15 protein-coding genes are annotated in these 15,966 nt (G+C 59.8%); 13 read left to right on the forward strand and 2 right to left on the reverse strand.

All coding sequences use genetic code 11. The features are described from left to right. The first annotated feature begins 151 nt into the window (after positions 1–151). The 8 genes from AB4N48_RS25805 to AB4N48_RS25840 all read left to right on the forward strand — a co-directional run bounded on the left by AB4N48_RS25805 (position 152) and on the right by AB4N48_RS25840 (position 7,424). Complete coding sequence (locus AB4N48_RS25805) at positions 152–1,510, forward strand: OprD family porin (protein WP_016772649.1); 1,359 nt, start codon at positions 152–154, stop codon at positions 1,508–1,510. 288 nt (positions 1,511–1,798) lie between these two features. Then, entirely contained in the window at positions 1,799–2,437 is a 639-nt protein-coding gene (locus tag AB4N48_RS25810) for a peroxiredoxin (RefSeq protein ID WP_016772650.1), read from the forward strand. 315 nt (positions 2,438–2,752) lie between these two features. After that, positions 2,753–3,346 carry an NADPH-dependent FMN reductase gene (gene ssuE / locus AB4N48_RS25815; RefSeq protein WP_041476877.1) on the forward strand — a complete coding sequence of 198 codons (594 nt, stop codon included), beginning with the start codon at positions 2,753–2,755 and terminating at the stop codon, positions 3,344–3,346. An 89-nt stretch (positions 3,347–3,435) separates the two neighbouring features. Further along, complete coding sequence (locus AB4N48_RS25820; protein ID WP_041476876.1) at positions 3,436–4,410, forward strand: sulfonate ABC transporter substrate-binding protein; 975 nt, start codon at positions 3,436–3,438, stop codon at positions 4,408–4,410. Positions 4,411–4,435: 25 nt separating this feature from the next. Further along, positions 4,436–5,584, forward strand: a complete 1,149-nt coding sequence (gene ssuD, locus AB4N48_RS25825) for an FMNH2-dependent alkanesulfonate monooxygenase (RefSeq protein ID WP_016772653.1) — start codon at positions 4,436–4,438, stop codon at positions 5,582–5,584. Positions 5,585–5,593: 9 nt separating this feature from the next. Next, the gene (gene ssuC, locus AB4N48_RS25830) at positions 5,594–6,376 is read left to right on the forward strand and encodes an aliphatic sulfonate ABC transporter permease SsuC (protein ID WP_027610511.1); all 783 of its coding nucleotides are present in this window, start codon (positions 5,594–5,596) and stop codon (positions 6,374–6,376) included. Continuing rightward, on the forward strand, positions 6,373–7,179 hold the full coding sequence (gene ssuB / locus AB4N48_RS25835) for an aliphatic sulfonates ABC transporter ATP-binding protein (protein ID WP_095181293.1): 807 nt from the start codon (positions 6,373–6,375) through the stop codon (positions 7,177–7,179). The genes ssuC and ssuB overlap by 4 nt, the downstream gene beginning before the upstream one ends. 29 nt (positions 7,180–7,208) lie before the next feature. Next, complete coding sequence (locus AB4N48_RS25840) at positions 7,209–7,424, forward strand: TOBE domain-containing protein (protein ID WP_003229256.1); 216 nt, start codon at positions 7,209–7,211, stop codon at positions 7,422–7,424. A gap of 161 nt (positions 7,425–7,585) precedes the next feature. Here AB4N48_RS25840 and AB4N48_RS25845 read toward each other — a convergent pair whose 3' ends face one another. Continuing rightward, entirely contained in the window at positions 7,586–8,218 is a 633-nt protein-coding gene (locus AB4N48_RS25845) for a TetR/AcrR family transcriptional regulator (RefSeq protein WP_095181294.1), read from the reverse strand. Positions 8,219–8,500: 282 nt separating this feature from the next. Continuing rightward, positions 8,501–9,877, reverse strand: coding sequence for a glutamine synthetase family protein (locus AB4N48_RS25850; protein ID WP_016772657.1), 1,377 nt, complete (start codon positions 9,875–9,877; stop codon positions 8,501–8,503). Between the two features lie 278 nt (positions 9,878–10,155). Here AB4N48_RS25850 and AB4N48_RS25855 point away from each other — a divergent pair, with 278 nt between their 5' ends. From AB4N48_RS25855 to AB4N48_RS25875, 5 genes are all read left to right on the forward strand, one after another. Next, on the forward strand, positions 10,156–10,512 hold the full coding sequence (locus AB4N48_RS25855) for a glutamine amidotransferase (RefSeq protein WP_150742952.1): 357 nt from the start codon (positions 10,156–10,158) through the stop codon (positions 10,510–10,512). Between the two features lie 93 nt (positions 10,513–10,605). Then, a complete protein-coding gene (locus tag AB4N48_RS25860; protein WP_016772658.1) occupies positions 10,606–11,964 on the forward strand; it encodes a glutamine synthetase family protein in 1,359 nt (452 codons plus the stop codon). 56 nt (positions 11,965–12,020) lie between these two features. Next, entirely contained in the window at positions 12,021–13,385 is a 1,365-nt protein-coding gene (locus AB4N48_RS25865; RefSeq protein ID WP_460094515.1) for an aspartate aminotransferase family protein, read from the forward strand. A gap of 171 nt (positions 13,386–13,556) precedes the next feature. After that, a complete protein-coding gene (locus AB4N48_RS25870; protein WP_039757472.1) occupies positions 13,557–14,669 on the forward strand; it encodes a polyamine ABC transporter substrate-binding protein in 1,113 nt (370 codons plus the stop codon). Between the two features lie 186 nt (positions 14,670–14,855). Continuing rightward, positions 14,856–15,953, forward strand: coding sequence for a polyamine ABC transporter substrate-binding protein (locus tag AB4N48_RS25875; protein ID WP_150637051.1), 1,098 nt, complete (start codon positions 14,856–14,858; stop codon positions 15,951–15,953). Positions 15,954–15,966: the final 13 nt, after the last annotated feature.

Consider the following 15,966-nt stretch of genomic DNA (forward strand, 5'->3'; position numbering starts at 1 on the left):
ACCAAATCACTCGCGATTAGACGATGGTCGTAGACATACAAGGTTACGATTGACTTGGCAGTCACGGTCTGGCGCTAATCGCGGATCTTAGGATTCAGGGCAAATCGACCCCGAACCAGGAACACAAGAATTAGAACGAGAGGAGCGATACATGAACAAGTCCACCTTGGCCCTGGCTGTGGCCGTTGGGGTTATGGCGCAGCAGGCAGGCGCCGCCGGTTTCATCGAAGACAGCAAGGCTACTCTGGGTCTGCGCAACTTCTACATCAACACTGACAACCGTAACGGCACTGCCGAACCAAGTCGCAACGAAGAATGGGGCCAAGGCTTCGATCTGCGTTTCATTTCGGGTTACACCCAAGGCACTGTCGGCTTCGGTATCGATGCCATCGGCCTGCTGGGCGTACGTCTGGATTCGGGCGGCGGCACCAACGGCAACGTTAACGGTGATGGCACCCCTGGCAGTGCCTACGGCGGCACTGTTTTCCCAAGCGAATCCAACGGTCAGGCGGTTGATAACTTCTCCAGCCTGGGTCTGACGGCCAAGGCCAAGATTTCCCAGACCGAACTGAAGCTGGGTACCTTGCAGCCGAAGAACCCGGTCATCGTGACCAACGATGGTCGTCTGCTGCCACAAACCTGGCAGGGTGGCCAGATCACTTCCGGCGAGATCAAGGACCTGACTCTGGTCGGTGGCCAGATCGAACACGTGAAAGGTCGTAACTCCAGCAACAATGAGCAGCTGTCGATCGGTGGCGCAACTGCGCGCACCACAAACAGCAACAAGTTCATCTACGCCGGTGGTGACTACAAGATCACCAAGGATCTGACGGCCCAGTACTACTACGGCAATCTGGAAAACTTCTACAAGCAGCATTTCCTGGGTCTGGTGCATAACTGGTCGATTGGCCCAGGTGTGTTGAAGTCCGACTTCCGGTACTTCAATAGCTCCGATGACGGCCGCAATGGCAACGATTCGGACTACTTCAGCAACGGTGCGTACGGCAACAGTACGCTGGGTAACGGCAAAGGTAAGGTCGACAACAACCTGTACAGCGGCTTGTTCCTTTACACCGTTGCCGGTCACACCTTTGGTGGTGGCTATCAGGTGAGCAATGGCAGCAGCGACTTCCCTTGGCTGAACCAGGGTGACGGCTCGTCGAACTACACCATCACCGACATGCAGATCCAGAAGTTCGCCCGTGCCGGCGAGCGCACCTGGCAAGCACGCTACTCCTATGACTTCGCCAAAGTTGGCGTGCCAGGCCTGACCGCCGGCATGGTTTACCTGCGCGGTGACAACGTTGATACCTACGCTCGTCGCGTCCAGACTTCGAATGGCGCTTCCGAGTGGGAACGCGATCTGACCGTAGCGTACGTTGTTCCAGAAGGCCCGTTGAAAAACGTCGGCTTCATGTGGAAAAACGCTTCGTGGCGCACCGACATCGCTGGTCAACGCGACCAGGACGAAAACCGCCTGATCCTCAGCTACTCGATCCCGCTGTTGTAATAGCGCTCGAGCAACTGAAGAAAAAAGCCCCGTCCGGCATCGCGCCGGGCGGGGCTTTTGCGTTTCGAGTCAGGCTCACCCCCGTAAGCCCTTCTCGATTTCCCTCTTTGCTGCAACTCAAGGCCTTCTCGAACCTTGCAACCGATGTTCGTCGCGATGCAGGCCGGTGTCCAATGAACAGATCTTTAATATTCCCGAATCATCTAGATATCTATTTATTTATTCTTTTTCACGCTGACCGATCCCAAGCTACAGTTGTTGTCTCCATCCCTCATCAGGAGCAGCACCATGAGCCTCAGACTCGGCGACATCGCCCCCGATTTCGAACAAGACTCCAGCGCCGGCAAGATTCGTTTCCACGAATGGCTGGGCGACAGCTGGGGCGTGCTGTTTTCCCATCCGGCGGATTTCACTCCGGTGTGCACCACCGAGCTGGGTTTCACCGCCAAGCTCAAGGATGAGTTCAGCAAACGCGGCGTCAAAGCCATCGCGCTGTCGGTCGACCCGGTGGACTCGCACCACAAGTGGATCGAGGACATCAACGAAACCCAGAACACCATCGTCAACTTCCCGATCCTGGCCGATGCCGATCGCAAGGTCTCCGATCTCTACGACCTGATCCACCCGAACGCCAACGACACCCTGACCGTGCGTTCGCTGTTCGTCATCGACCCGAACAAGAAGATCCGCCTGACCATCACCTACCCGGCGAGCACCGGGCGCAACTTTCACGAGATCCTGCGGGTGATCGACTCGCTGCAGCTCACCGACAATTACAAAGTCGCCACCCCGGCCAACTGGCAGGACGGTGAAGAAGTGGTGATCGTGCCGTCGCTCAAGGATGAGGACGAGATAAAGCAGCGCTTCCCCAAAGGTTATCGCGCGGTGAAGCCGTACCTGCGCCTGACGCCGCAGCCGAACAAATAAGATTTGTGGTGCAGTCACCGCCGCTTTCGCGAGCAGGCTCGCTCCCACATTTGCAATGCATTCCCCTGTGGGAGCGAGCCTGCTCGCGAAGGCGTCAGTCCAGGCACTTGAGAATCCAGAATCACAACGCAGGGGAATTTCGGCCGTTTCGACGGCCTTTTTTTTCGCCTGGATTCTGCTCCGCGATATATCTCTTAAATGCATAACCAAATGAATAAATATGATTTATGGATATATAAATCAGCTGGTAAGGTCACTGCCATTGAAGCGAGATCGCAGCCTGCGAATCGCCTGTAACGCTTAAAGGAATCTGCAATGCTGGTCGTCTCACTCGGTGGCAGTCCCAGCCTGCGCTCCCGTTCCGGGGTGCTGCTGGAGCGTTCGCAACGCTGGTTGCAACAGCAAGGGGTGGAAGTGGTGAGTTATCAGGTGCGGGACTTCCCGGCCGAGGATCTGCTCCACGCGCGCTTCGACAGTCCGAAGGTCCTCGACTTGTTGCAACAGATCGCAAACGCCGATGGCCTGCTGATCGCCACGCCGGTTTACAAGGCCTCGTTTTCCGGTGCGCTGAAGACCCTGCTGGATCTGCTCCCCGAGCGTGCCTTGAACCACAAGATTGTCTTGCCGATGGCCACGGGCGGCAGCATCGCTCACATGCTGGTGGTCGATTACGCCCTCAAGCCCGTGCTGTCGGCACTCAAAGCGCAGGAAATGCTTCAGGGTATTTTCGCCGAGGACAGCCAGATCGCTTATGGCGAAGGCAGTGCCGCCGCGCAACTGGCGCCTGCCCTGGAGCAACGGTTACACGAGGCCCTGGATCAGTTCATCGGCGCCATGGCGCGCCGGCCGAAACCGCTGGAGCCAGGCCTGCTGAACGAACGTTTGTTGAGTGCTCGCTGGAGCATTTAAGCCTCATCGAAATTTGAAGTACTGGCCTTACTCGCCCGCCAACGGGCAAGCAGGTGCAGCCACAACCCAACAGCAAAAAGGAGAGCGCTATGCGCACTGTATTTTTGCGTCGTGGTCTGGTCGCTCTGTTTGCTGCGGCTGTCACCTTCGGCGCCATCACCCAAGCTCAAGCCGAGACATTGCGGATCGGTTATCAGAAGTACGGCACGCTGGTGCTGCTCAAAGCCAAAGGCACGCTGGAAAAACGTCTGGCGGCGCAAGGCGTCGACGTGCAATGGACGGAATTCCCCGGCGGCCCGCAGCTGCTCGAAGGCCTCAACGTTGGCTCGATCGATTTCGGCGTGACCGGCGAAACTCCACCGGTTTTCGCCCAGGCCGCTGGCGCGGATCTGCTCTACGTCGCCTATGAACCGCCAGCACCGAACAGCGAAGCGATCCTCGTACCGAAAGACTCGCCGATCAAATCGGTGGCCGATCTCAAAGGCAAGAAAGTCGCCCTGAACAAAGGCTCCAACGTCCACTACCTGCTGGTGCGCGCGCTGGAAGACGCCGGCCTCAAGTACAGCGATATTCAGACCGTGTTCCTGCCGCCGGCTGATGCCCGCGCTGCGTTCGAGCGTGGCAGTGTCGACGCCTGGGTCATCTGGGATCCGTATCAGGCCGCTGCCGAGAAGCAACTGCAAGCGCACACCCTGCGCGACGGCAAAGGCATCGTCGACAACCATCAGTTCTATCTGGCCACAAAACCTTACGCGCAGAAAAATCCCGAGGTGATCAAGACCCTCGTCGAAGAAGTCCGCGCGGTTGGTGAATGGTCGAAAGCCAATCCCGAAGACGTGACGCAACAGGTCGCGCCACTGCTTGGCCTGCCGGCGGACATCACCCTGACCTCGGTGAAACGCCAGGGCTACGGCGCGCTGTTCCTGACCCCGGAAGTGGTCGCTGCGCAACAGAAAATCGCCGACACGTTCTTCCAGCTCAAGCTGATTCCCAAGCCGTTGAGCATCAAGGATGTGATCTGGACCCCGCCGGCCGCTGTGGCCCAAAGCTCCCAAGCCCAGTAATTCGAATCCACAAGGAGACCACTCCATGAGCCTCAACATCTTCTGGTTCCTGCCGACCCACGGCGACGGCCATTACCTTGGCACCGCCGAAGGCGCCCGCGCGGTTGATCACGGTTATTTGCAACAGGTCGCGCAAGCGGCGGATCGTCTGGGTTTTGGCGGGGTGCTGATTCCGACCGGGCGTTCCTGCGAAGACTCATGGCTGGTGGCAGCCTCGCTGATTCCGGTGACCCAGCGTCTGAAATTCCTCGTCGCCCTGCGCCCCGGGATCATTTCCCCGACGGTCGCGGCGCGCCAGGCAGCGACGCTGGATCGTTTGTCCGGCGGGCGTGCGCTGTTCAATCTGGTCACCGGTGGCGATCCGGAAGAACTGGCCGGCGACGGTCTGTTCCTCAACCATGAGGAACGCTATCAGGCCTCGGTGGAATTCACCCGCATCTGGCGCCGTGTGCTGGAAGGCGAAACCGTCGATTACGACGGCGAGCACATCAGCGTGAAAGGCGCCAAGCTGCTCTATCCACCGATCCAGCAACCGCGTCCGCCGCTGTATTTCGGCGGTTCCTCGGAAGCGGCGCAGGATCTGGCGGCCGAGCAGGTCGAGATGGTTCTGACCTGGGGCGAGCCGCCGGCCGCGGTGGCCGAGAAGATCGCACAAGTGCGCGCCAAAGCCGCCAAGCTCGGCCGCACCGTGCGCTTCGGCATTCGTCTGCATGTGATCGTCCGTGAAACCAATGCCGAAGCCTGGCAGGCAGCGGACCGGCTGATCTCGCATCTGGACGACGACACCATCCAACGTGCCCAGGCTTCGCTGGCGCGCTTCGATTCGGTCGGCCAGCAACGCATGGCCGCGCTGCACGGCGGCAGCCGCGACAATCTTGAAGTCAGCCCGAACCTCTGGGCCGGCGTCGGTCTGGTACGTGGCGGTGCCGGTACGGCGCTGGTCGGCGATGGCCCGACCGTGGCAGCGCGGGTCAAGGAATATGCGGATCTGGGCATCGACACCTTCATCTTCTCCGGTTATCCACACCTCGAAGAATCGTATCGCGTGGCCGAGTTGCTGTTCCCACACCTCGACGTCGAGCGCCCGGAACTGCCGAAGAGCGCCGGTTATGTCAGCCCGTTCGGCGAGATGGTCGCCAACGACATTCTGCCCAAAGCCGCGTCGCAGAGCTGAGGCGCGGCCATGAACAAATTCATCCACAGCCTCGCGCCTTGGGCGTTGCCGGTGTTGCTGCTGGCGGTGTGGCAGTTGTCGGTGTCGGCCGGTTGGTTGTCGACGCGGATTCTGCCGGCACCGGTGGCGGTGATCGAAGCCGGTGTCAGTCTGGTGCGCAGCGGCGAGATCTGGACACACCTGGCGATCAGCGGCTGGCGCGCAGCACTCGGTTTCACCATCGGCGGCAGCATCGGTCTGGTGCTGGGTTTCATCACCGGCCTGTCGAAGTGGGGCGAACGCCTGCTCGACAGCTCGGTGCAGATGATCCGCAACGTGCCGCATCTGGCGCTGATTCCGCTGGTGATCCTGTGGTTCGGCATTGACGAGTCAGCGAAGATTTTCCTCGTGGCGCTGGGCACTTTGTTCCCGATTTACCTCAATACTTACCACGGCATCCGCAACGTCGACCCGGCGTTGGTGGAGATGGCGCGCAGTTATGGTCTGAGCGGTTTCAGCCTGTTCTGGCAGGTGATTCTGCCGGGTGCGTTGCCGTCGATTCTGGTTGGCGTGCGCTTCGCCCTGGGCTTTATGTGGCTGACGCTGATCGTCGCTGAAACCATCTCGGCCAGCTCCGGTATCGGCTATCTGGCGATGAACGCCCGCGAGTTCCTGCAGACCGATGTGGTAGTGCTGGCGATCCTGCTTTACGCGGTGCTCGGCAAACTTGCCGACCTCGCCGCCCGTGGACTTGAGCGTGTGTGGCTGCGCTGGCACCCGGCCTATCAGGTTGCCAAGGGAGGTGCGGCATGACCGCTCAACAACCTCCACGCCTGTTGCGCGGGATTCCGCTGGCGGTGCGCAATCTGCAGAAAACCTTCGGCTCACGCCAAGTGTTGCGCGACATCGATCTGCACATTCCGGCGGGGCAATTCGTCGCCGTGGTCGGGCGCAGTGGTTGTGGCAAGAGCACGTTTTTGCGCCTGCTCGCCGGCCTCGATCAACCGACTGGCGGCGAGCTGCTGGCCGGTTCCGCGCCGCTCAGCCAGGCGCGCGACGATACGCGGCTGATGTTCCAGGAAGCGCGGCTGCTGCCGTGGAAAAAGATCATCGACAACGTCGGTCTCGGCCTCAAGGGCAACTGGCGCCAGCAAGCGCTGGACGCACTGGAAGCAGTGGGCCTGGCCGATCGCGCCAATGAATGGCCGGCGGCGTTGTCCGGTGGCCAGAAGCAGCGCGTCGCGCTGGCCCGGGCGCTGATTCACCAGCCGCGTCTGCTGCTGCTCGACGAACCACTCGGCGCACTGGATGCGCTGACCCGCATCGAGATGCAGCAATTGATCGAACGGCTGTGGCAGCAACACGGTTTTACCGTGCTGCTGGTGACCCATGACGTCAGTGAAGCGGTGGCGATCGCCGATCGGGTGATCCTGATCGAGGACGGCGAAGTCGGCCTCGACCTGCACGTCGAACTGCCGCGCCCCAGGGTGCGTGGCTCGCATCGCCTCGCCGCACTGGAAACCGAAGTGCTCAACCGTGTTCTGTCCCTGCCCGGCGAACCGCCGGCGCCGGAACCCGTTTCACCCCTGCCTACGCAACTGCGCTGGGCGCAATAACACCTTTATCAACGACAGGAATCAATGCCATGACTATCAAAGCCATCAACGTGCGCAACCAGTTCAAAGGCTCGATCAAGGAAATCGTCCTCGGCGACGTGCTGTCGGAAATCGACGTGCAGACCGCTTCGGGCATCGTCACTTCGGTGATCACTACCCGCTCTGTGAAAGAGCTGGAGCTGGTGGTCGGCAGTGAGGTGATCGCCTTTGTGAAGTCCACCGAGGTGTCCATCGCCAAGTTGTGAGCCGGTGAGCAAAAAACAACCCCGGAGGGTGTGAGCCCTTCGGGGTTTTTTGTGCCTGTCGCGGATTCGGCGGCGCGGCTTTCGCGAGCAGGCTCGCTCCCACAGGGGAACGCATTTCAAATGTGGGAGCGAGCCTGCTCGCGAAAGGGCCGGTGCATGCGCTAGAGATTTCTTTTGGGTAGATACGGCGGAAGGTACAACCCGATATAGGCATCAAACACGCGCATCCCTTCCTCGGCCATGCGCGGGGTGATCTGCCCGTGCTGCTGCACCGAACGTGCATAGACCCGGTCGCCCAGTTCCATCGCCAGGGCAAACACATCGACATCGTCCGGCAGCCTCGGCAACTCGAAATGCTGGTCGAACAGCTTGTGCATCAGGTCGCCCAGTTCGAGGTCGTGCTGGCGGTCGGCCTGGGTGACTTCGGTCAGGCCATGTTGCGCCAGAATCAATTGCCGTGCGGCGGCATCCTGATCGTAGATCTCCAGCATGCGCTGTTCGACCAGTCGCGACAGATCTCGCCAGTCGCGCAAAGCATCATGATCGATCGGCGCTTGCAGGCAGGCGCGGAAGGCCGCGTGGACATCGGCGGTCAGTGCTTCGAGCAGCGCCGGGACGCTGGCGAAAAAGTGATACACGGAGGAGGGCGGAATCTGCGCGCGTTCGGCGACGCTGTAGATCGACAGACTGGCCACGCCCTCGGCCGCCAGCAACGTGCGCGCGGCATCGAGGATCGAATCGATCCGCGCCTGACTGCGGGCACGGGGTTTGCGGACGGTGGCGGGACGCGTCATGGAAGTCTCCTGCGGGGCAGCGGGCATTGTACGAGGCGGTTCAGGTGTTGTCTGCCAGTACCCTGTGGCGAGGGGATTTAGCGAAACGTCGCACCGCCCCGTTCGGCTGCGCAGCAGTCGTAAACCCTGAGAGCCGGGTATTCCTGACACACCGAGTGGGATGGATTTGGGGCTGCTTCGCAACCCAACGGGGATAAATCCCCTCGCCACAGGTTTTGTGTTCGGCCATAAAAAAACGCCGTGGGCGCGAAGCCAACGGCGTTTCTTTGGACGTTACAACGCTTAAACGGTATGCAGATACCAGTTGTACTCAAGGTCGGAGATGGAGTGTTCGAACTCCTCCAGCTCGCTTTCCTTGCAGGCAACGAAGATATCGATGTACTTCGGATCGATGTACTTGGCCATCACCTCGCTGTCGTCCAGCTCGCGCAGGGCATCGCGCAAGTTGTTCGGCAGGCTCTGCTCGTTTTGTTCGTAGCTGTTGCCTTCGACAGGCGCGCCCGGTTCGATCTTGTTGACCAGGCCGTGGTGCACGCCGGCCAGTACCGAAGCCATCAGCAGGTACGGGTTGGCGTCGGCGCCGGCCACGCGGTGCTCGATACGTACGGCATCGGCAGAACCGGTTGGTACGCGAATCGCCACGGTGCGGTTGTCCAGGCCCCAGCACGGCGAGTTCGGTACGTAGAACTGCGCGCCGAAGCGACGGTAGGAGTTGACGTTCGGGCAGAGGAAAGCCATCTGCGCCGGCAGGGTCTCGAGCACACCGCCGATCGCGTGACGCAGCGCGGCGTTCTGCTCGGGATCCTCGCTGGCAAAAATGTTTTTGCCGGCTTTGTCCAGAATCGAAATGTGTACGTGCAGACCATTGCCCGCCTGGCCCGGATACGGCTTGGCCATGAAGGTGGTGTCCATTTCATGGTCGTAGGCGATGTTCTTGATCAGACGCTTGAGCAGGACCGCGTAGTCGCAGGCCTTGATCGGGTCGGCGACATGGTGCAGGTTCACTTCGAACTGCGCCGGGGCACTTTCCTTGACGATCGCGTCGGCCGGGATGCCTTGCTCTTTGGCACCTTCCAGAATGTCCTGGAGGCAGTCGACGTATTCGTCGAGGTCGTCGATCAGGTAGACCTGAGTCGAGTGCGGGCGTTTGCCGGAGATCGGCGAGCGTGGCGGCTGTGGACGGCCGTTCACGTTTTCCTGGTCGATCAGGTAGAACTCGAGTTCGAAGGCGGCGCAGATGGTCAGGCCGAGCTCGTCGAACTTGGTCACCACCTGGCGCAGCACCTCACGGGGATCGGCGAAGAACGGATCGCCTTCGAGTTCGTGCATGGTCATCAACAGCTGCGCGGTCGGGCGCTTCTGCCATGGCTCGTTGCACAGGGTATCGGGGATCGGATAGCAGATACGATCGGCGTCGCCGATGTCCAGGCCCAGCCCGGTGCTTTCCACCGTGGAGCCGTTGATATCCAGAGCAAATAGAGAGGCCGGCAGGTTGATGCCTTTCTCGTAAACCTTGTGGAGGCTGGTGCGTTCGATGCGCTTGCCGCGCACCACACCATTCATATCCGCAATCAGAAGGTCAACGTACAGAACCTCAGGATGTTCCTTAAGGAACGCGTTCGCTTCGTTAAGCTGAACGGCACGCGGGGGTACCGACATGATGCAACACCTTTGTTGTTAAAAATATCAATCATTGATCTTTTCTGGTTTCAGTCAACCCGAACGGCCTGCCGAAGTCAAGCGAGGCCTTTTTTGCCCCGAAAAAGCGCCTGAAGGGCATTTATGGGGCACTTTGGGGCGTTTTTTCAAACCTTGAACGTTGCTCAACTGCGGGCTTGAGCAGGCCGTGTTGTATTTTTTACGGGGGTGTTGTGTAAAAAAATGAACAAGGCTAAGCTCCGGTCAAACCCATAACAGCAATAATACCGGGGTGCTTCATGTCTCGCCTGCCGTTAATCGGCATCACCGACTGCTCGCAACAGTCCGGTCTGCATGCTCATCACATCAGTGGCGATCAATCCGTCCGTAGCGCAGCCAGCAAGGCGCGCAGCCTGTTGACGAGACTCTCGTCCACATCCGGCAAAACGGCAGCGTCCGATATTCTGGACGTCGGGCACAGCATCCGCTTTATGGCGTCTCCTTCCACTATAGAACTCTTTCCCGCTCAAAGCCCGTGCCGCACTTGGCGCCGTGCTTTTGATTCTGCACGTTTGCAAAGTGCACGGGAAATGCAACGCCAGCGTCAAGGGCAGGTAAGCTCCTCTTTCATTGTCTATGCGCGGTGCCAGGCGTAAGCCGGCACTGCGCGAGCAAGCCCCCTTTAACGCGACGCCGCAAGCGTCAAAATTGCCTGACATCGCGTCAGCAGACTCAGCCCAGAGGCATTTATGAGTAACAACCTCGACCAGCTCACCGATTGGTTGAAAGACCGCAAGATCACAGAAGTCGAATGCATGATCGGCGACTTGACCGGTATTACCCGGGGCAAGATTTCGCCGACCAACAAGTTCATCGCCGAGAAAGGCATGCGCCTGCCGGAGAGCGTGCTGCTGCAGACCGTGACCGGCGACTACGTCGAAGACGACATCTATTACGAACTGCTCGACCCGGCCGACATCGACATGATCTGCCGTCCCGACCAGAACGCCGTGTACCTGGTGCCGTGGGCCATCGAACCGACCGCGCAGGTGATCCACGACACCTACGACAAGCAAGGCAACCCGATCGAGCTGTCGCCGCGCAACGTCCTCAAGAAAGTCTTGAAGCTGTATGCCGACAAGGGCTGGCAGCCGATCGTGGCGCCGGAAATGGAGTTCTACCTGACCAAGCGCAGCGACGACCCCGACTATCCGTTGCAGCCGCCGATCGGCCGCTCGGGCCGTCCGGAAATCGGCCGGCAGTCGTTCTCCATTGAAGCGGCCAACGAATTCGACCCGCTGTTCGAAGACGTCTACGACTGGTGCGAATTGCAGGAGCTGGACCTCGATACGCTGATTCACGAAGACGGCACCGCGCAGATGGAAATCAACTTCCGTCACGGTGACGCCCTGTCGCTGGCGGATCAGATTCTGGTGTTCAAGCGCACCATGCGCGAAGCCGCGCTCAAGCACGATGTCGCTGCGACATTCATGGCCAAGCCGATGACCGGCGAGCCGGGCAGCGCCATGCACCTGCACCAGAGCATCATCGACATTCAGACCGGCAAGAACGTCTTCTCCAACGAAGACGGGACCATGAGCCAGTTGTTCCTGCACCACATCGGTGGCTTGCAGAAACTGATTCCCGAGCTGTTGCCGCTGTTCGCGCCGAACGTCAACTCGTTCCGCCGCTTCCTCCCGGACACTTCGGCACCGGTAAACGTCGAGTGGGGCGAAGAGAACCGTACCGTCGGCCTGCGCGTACCGGATGCCGGCCCGCAGAACCGCCGCGTGGAAAACCGTCTGCCGGGCGCAGACGCCAACCCGTACCTGGCGATCGCCGCGAGCCTGCTCTGCGGTTACATCGGCATGGTCGAGGGCCTGAACCCGAGCGCACCAGTGGTTGGCCGTGGTTACGAGCGCCGCAACCTGCGCCTGCCGCTGACCATCGAAGACGCGCTGGAGCGTATGGAAAACAGCGCGACCATCGAGAAGTATCTCGGCAAGACCTTCATCACCGGCTACGTCGCGGTCAAGCGCGCCGAGCATGAAAACTTCAAGCGCGTGATCAGTTCCTGGGAGCGTGAGTACCTGCTCTTCGCCGTCTGATACGCCGGGCGCGGCGGCCAGCCGTCGCGCCTTCACCGATAACAAGGAGAATTGGCATGACCAGCAACAACCCGCAAACCCGTGAGTGGCAAGCGCTGAGCAGCGATCACCACCTGGCCCCGTTCAGCGATTTCAAGCAACTGAAAGAGAAGGGCCCGCGGATCATCACCAACGCCAAGGGCGTTTATCTGTGGGACAGCGAAGGCAACAAGATCCTCGACGGCATGGCTGGCCTCTGGTGCGTGGCGATCGGTTACGGTCGCGATGAACTGGCCGATGCCGCCGCCAGGCAGATGCGCGAGCTGCCGTACTACAACCTGTTCTTCCAGACTGCCCACCCGCCGGCACTGGAACTGGCCAAGGCGATTGCCGAAGTGGCGCCAGAAGGCATGAACCACGTGTTCTTCACCGGCTCCGGCTCCGAAGGCAACGACACCATGCTGCGCATGGTCCGTCACTACTGGGCGATCAAAGGCCAGCCGAACAAGAAAGTCATCATCAGCCGCAAGAACGGTTATCACGGTTCGACCGTGGCCGGCGCGAGCCTCGGCGGCATGACTTATATGCACGAGCAGGGCGACCTGCCGATTCCGGGCATCGTCCACATCGCCCAGCCGTACTGGTTTGCCGAAGGCGGTGACATGTCGCCGGAAGAGTTCGGCATCTGGGCGGCCAATCAGCTCGAAGAAAAGATTCTCGAAGTCGGCGTCGACAACGTGGGTGCCTTTATTGCCGAGCCTATTCAGGGTGCCGGTGGCGTGATCATTCCGCCCGACACCTACTGGCCGCGCATCAAGGAAATCCTCGCCAAGTACGACATCCTCTTCGTCGCCGATGAAGTGATCTGCGGTTTCGGCCGTACCGGTGAGTGGTTCGGTAGCGATTTCTACGACCTCAAACCCGACATGATGACCATCGCCAAGGGCCTGACCTCCGGCTACATCCCGATGGGCGGGTTGATCGTGCGTGACTCGGTGGTGGCCGTGCTCAACGAAGGCGGCGATTTCAACCACGGCTTCACTTACTCCGGGCACCCGGTGGCAGCCGCGGTGGGCCTGGAAAACATCCGCATCCTGCGCGACGAAAAAATTATCGAGAACGCCCACAACGAAACGGCACCGTATTTGCAGAAACGTCTGCGCGAGCTGAACGATCACCCGTTGGTGGGTGAAGTTCGCGGCGTCGGTCTGCTGGGGGCGATCGAGCTGGTGCAGGACAAGGCCACGCGCAAGCGTTACGAAGGCAAGGGCGTGGGCATGATCTGCCGGCAGTTCTGCTTCGACAATGGCCTGATCATGCGCGCGGTGGGCGACACCATGATCATCGCGCCGCCGCTGGTGATCAGCAAAGCCGAAATCGATGAGCTGGTTACAAAAGCACGCAAGTGTCTGGACCTGACCCTCAATGCGCTGCAGGCCTAGGTGCTAGGCTTTGGGCGGGGGAGCTGCGGCGCACTCGCTCAAAGCTGTCAGAAAGGCTGGTCTTTTGTTGAAAGACCGCCTCGGATCTTGCCAGACTAGCCGCGGTTCCAGTTGTCCGGGTTCGGCCGCTGAACAAAGTGGTTCAAAAAAGAAAAATTTGGAGCATGACGCATGAAGGCATTAGGTAAAAAGCTAGCTGGCAAGACTCTACTCGCGCTGTCCATGGCGGGCATGATGGCGGGTGCGGTGCACGCGGACGACAAGGTGCTGCACGTCTACAACTGGTCCGACTACATCGCGCCGGACACCGTGGCCAACTTCGAAAAAGCCACCGGGATCAAAGTCGTCTACGACGTCTTCGACAGTAACGAAACCCTGGAAGCCAAGCTGCTCGCCGGCAAGTCCGGTTACGACATCGTGGTGCCTTCCAACAACTTCCTCGCCAAGCAGATCAAGGCCGGGGTTTACCAAGAGCTGGACAAGTCCAAGCTGCCGAACTGGAAAAACCTCGACGAAGACCTGCTCAAGGCCGTTGGCGACGCCAGCGACCAGGGCAACAAACACGCCTTCCCGTACATGTGGGGCTCGATCGGCATCGGCTACAACCCGGCCAAGGTCAAGGCTGCGCTGGGTATCGACAAGATCGATTCGTGGGACGTGGTGTTCAAGCCGGAAAACATCGAGAAACTCAAAAGCTGCGGCGTGAGCTTCCTCGATGCCCCGACCGAAATGATTCCGGCGGCATTGCACTATCTGGGCAAGCCGACCAACAGCAAGGACAAGGCTGATCTGAAGGCCGCCGAAGACCTGTTCCTGAAGATCCGTCCTTCGGTCGCCTACTTCCACTCTTCCAAGTACATCTCCGACCTGGCCAACGGCAACATCTGCGTCGCCGTCGGTTACTCGGGTGACCTCGAGCAATCCAAGACCCGCGCTCAGGAAGCCGGTGACAAGGTCAAGCTGGCCTACACCATTCCGAAAGAAGGCGCCGGTACTTTCTACGACATGGTCGCCATTCCCAAGGATGCCGAAAACGTCGAAGCCGCCTACAAGTTCATGAACTACCTGCTGGAGCCGCAAGTGATGGCCGGCATCACCAACGCCGTGCGTTTCCCGAACGGCAACAAGGCGGCAACGCCCCTGGTGGACAAGGACATCACCAGCGACCCGAGCATCTATCCTTCGGCTGAAGTGAAGAAGCAGCTCTATGCGATCAGCGATCTGGACGCCGCCACACTGCGTCTGATCACCCGCAGCTGGACCAAGATCAAATCGGGCAAATAAGCCGGTTTGTCGCCACAACCGCTGGCCGTCGTCGTCGCGACGGCGGCCAGCGGATAATTAAATGACAGAAAGTTTTGCTGGATCGGTTTTTCGAGGGTAAGTTGCGCGCCGGTTTTGTTGTCGGGCAGCCATGGCTGTCATGCAGCGCGGGGCAACTTGGGCCCAATCAATTTAGAGGACCTCCACTTGCCTGTATTTTCTTCTTTGCGCAAAGCCCTGCTGGCCGCTGCCGGCCTGACAATCGCTGTCGGAGCCCAGGCCGCCGGAACGGTGCATATTTATAACTGGTCCGATTACATCGGCGAATCGACCCTGGCCGACTTCGAGAAAGAGACCGGGATCAAACCGGTCTACGACGTTTTCGACTCCAACGAAACCCTGGAAGGCAAGCTGCTCGCCGGGCGCACCGGTTACGACGTGGTCGTGCCGTCGAACCACTTCCTTGGCAAGCAGATCAAGGCGGGCGCGTTCCAGAAGCTCGACAAGGCGCAGTTGCCGAATTATTCCAACCTCGACCCGGTGCTGCTCAAGCGCCTGGAGCAGAACGATCCCGGCAACCTCTACGCCGTACCGTATCTGTGGGGCACCAACGGCATCGGCTACAACGTCGACAAGGTCAAAGCTGTGCTGGGCGTCGACAAGATCGATTCCTGGGCCGTGCTGTTCGAGCCGGAAAACATCAAGAAGCTGCACAGCTGCGGTGTCGCGTTCCTCGATTCGGCTGACGAAATGATGCCGACCATGCTCAATTACCTGGGCCTGAACGCCAACAGCACCAACACCAAGGACTACGAAAAGGCCACCGCCAAGCTGCTCGCGGTGCGTCCCTACGTGACCTATTTCCATTCGTCGAAGTACATCGGCGATCTGGCCAACGGCGACATCTGCGTGGCCATCGGTTTCTCCGGCGATATCTTCCAGGCGAAGAACCGTGCCGAGGAAGCCAAGAAGGGCGTCAACATCGCCTATTCGATTCCGAAAGAGGGCGGCGCGCTGTGGTTCGACATGCTGGCGATCCCCAAGGATTCGTCCAACGTCAAAGAGGCCCACGCCTTCATCAATTATTTGCTGAAACCTGAGGTGATCGCCCAGGTCAGTGATTACGTCGGTTACGCCAACCCCAACCCGGGTTCGGACAAGCTGATGGAACAATCCATTCGCACCGATGAAGCGGTTTACCCACCGCAAGCAGTCCTCGACAAGACCTACGTGTCGACCGAGTTGCCAGCCAATATTCAGCGTTTGATGACCCGTAGCTGGACCAAGGTCAAGTCGGGCAAATAACGCACAAACTATC

Source organism: Pseudomonas sp. S2_C11, from assembly GCF_054668395.1.

Bases quoted from the DNA above. Each gene is read 5' to 3' on its own strand.
- ssuD (WP_016772653.1), top strand. From the start codon at position 4,436: ATGAGCCTCAACATCTTCTGGTTCCTGCCGACCCACGGCGACGGCCAT.
- ssuE (WP_041476877.1), top strand. From the start codon at position 2,753: ATGCTGGTCGTCTCACTCGGTGGCAGTCCCAGCCTGCGCTCCCGTTCC.
- AB4N48_RS25855 (WP_150742952.1), top strand. From the start codon at position 10,156: ATGTCTCGCCTGCCGTTAATCGGCATCACCGACTGCTCGCAACAGTCC.
- AB4N48_RS25850 (WP_016772657.1), bottom strand. From the start codon at position 9,877: ATGTCGGTACCCCCGCGTGCCGTTCAGCTTAACGAAGCGAACGCGTTC.
- AB4N48_RS25870 (WP_039757472.1), top strand. From the start codon at position 13,557: ATGAAGGCATTAGGTAAAAAGCTAGCTGGCAAGACTCTACTCGCGCTG.
- AB4N48_RS25810 (WP_016772650.1), top strand. From the start codon at position 1,799: ATGAGCCTCAGACTCGGCGACATCGCCCCCGATTTCGAACAAGACTCC.
- AB4N48_RS25805 (WP_016772649.1), top strand. From the start codon at position 152: ATGAACAAGTCCACCTTGGCCCTGGCTGTGGCCGTTGGGGTTATGGCG.
- ssuC (WP_027610511.1), top strand. From the start codon at position 5,594: ATGAACAAATTCATCCACAGCCTCGCGCCTTGGGCGTTGCCGGTGTTG.
- ssuB (WP_095181293.1), top strand. From the start codon at position 6,373: ATGACCGCTCAACAACCTCCACGCCTGTTGCGCGGGATTCCGCTGGCG.
- AB4N48_RS25840 (WP_003229256.1), top strand. From the start codon at position 7,209: ATGACTATCAAAGCCATCAACGTGCGCAACCAGTTCAAAGGCTCGATC.
- AB4N48_RS25820 (WP_041476876.1), top strand. From the start codon at position 3,436: ATGCGCACTGTATTTTTGCGTCGTGGTCTGGTCGCTCTGTTTGCTGCG.
- AB4N48_RS25860 (WP_016772658.1), top strand. From the start codon at position 10,606: ATGAGTAACAACCTCGACCAGCTCACCGATTGGTTGAAAGACCGCAAG.
- AB4N48_RS25845 (WP_095181294.1), bottom strand. From the start codon at position 8,218: ATGACGCGTCCCGCCACCGTCCGCAAACCCCGTGCCCGCAGTCAGGCG.
- AB4N48_RS25865 (WP_460094515.1), top strand. From the start codon at position 12,021: ATGACCAGCAACAACCCGCAAACCCGTGAGTGGCAAGCGCTGAGCAGC.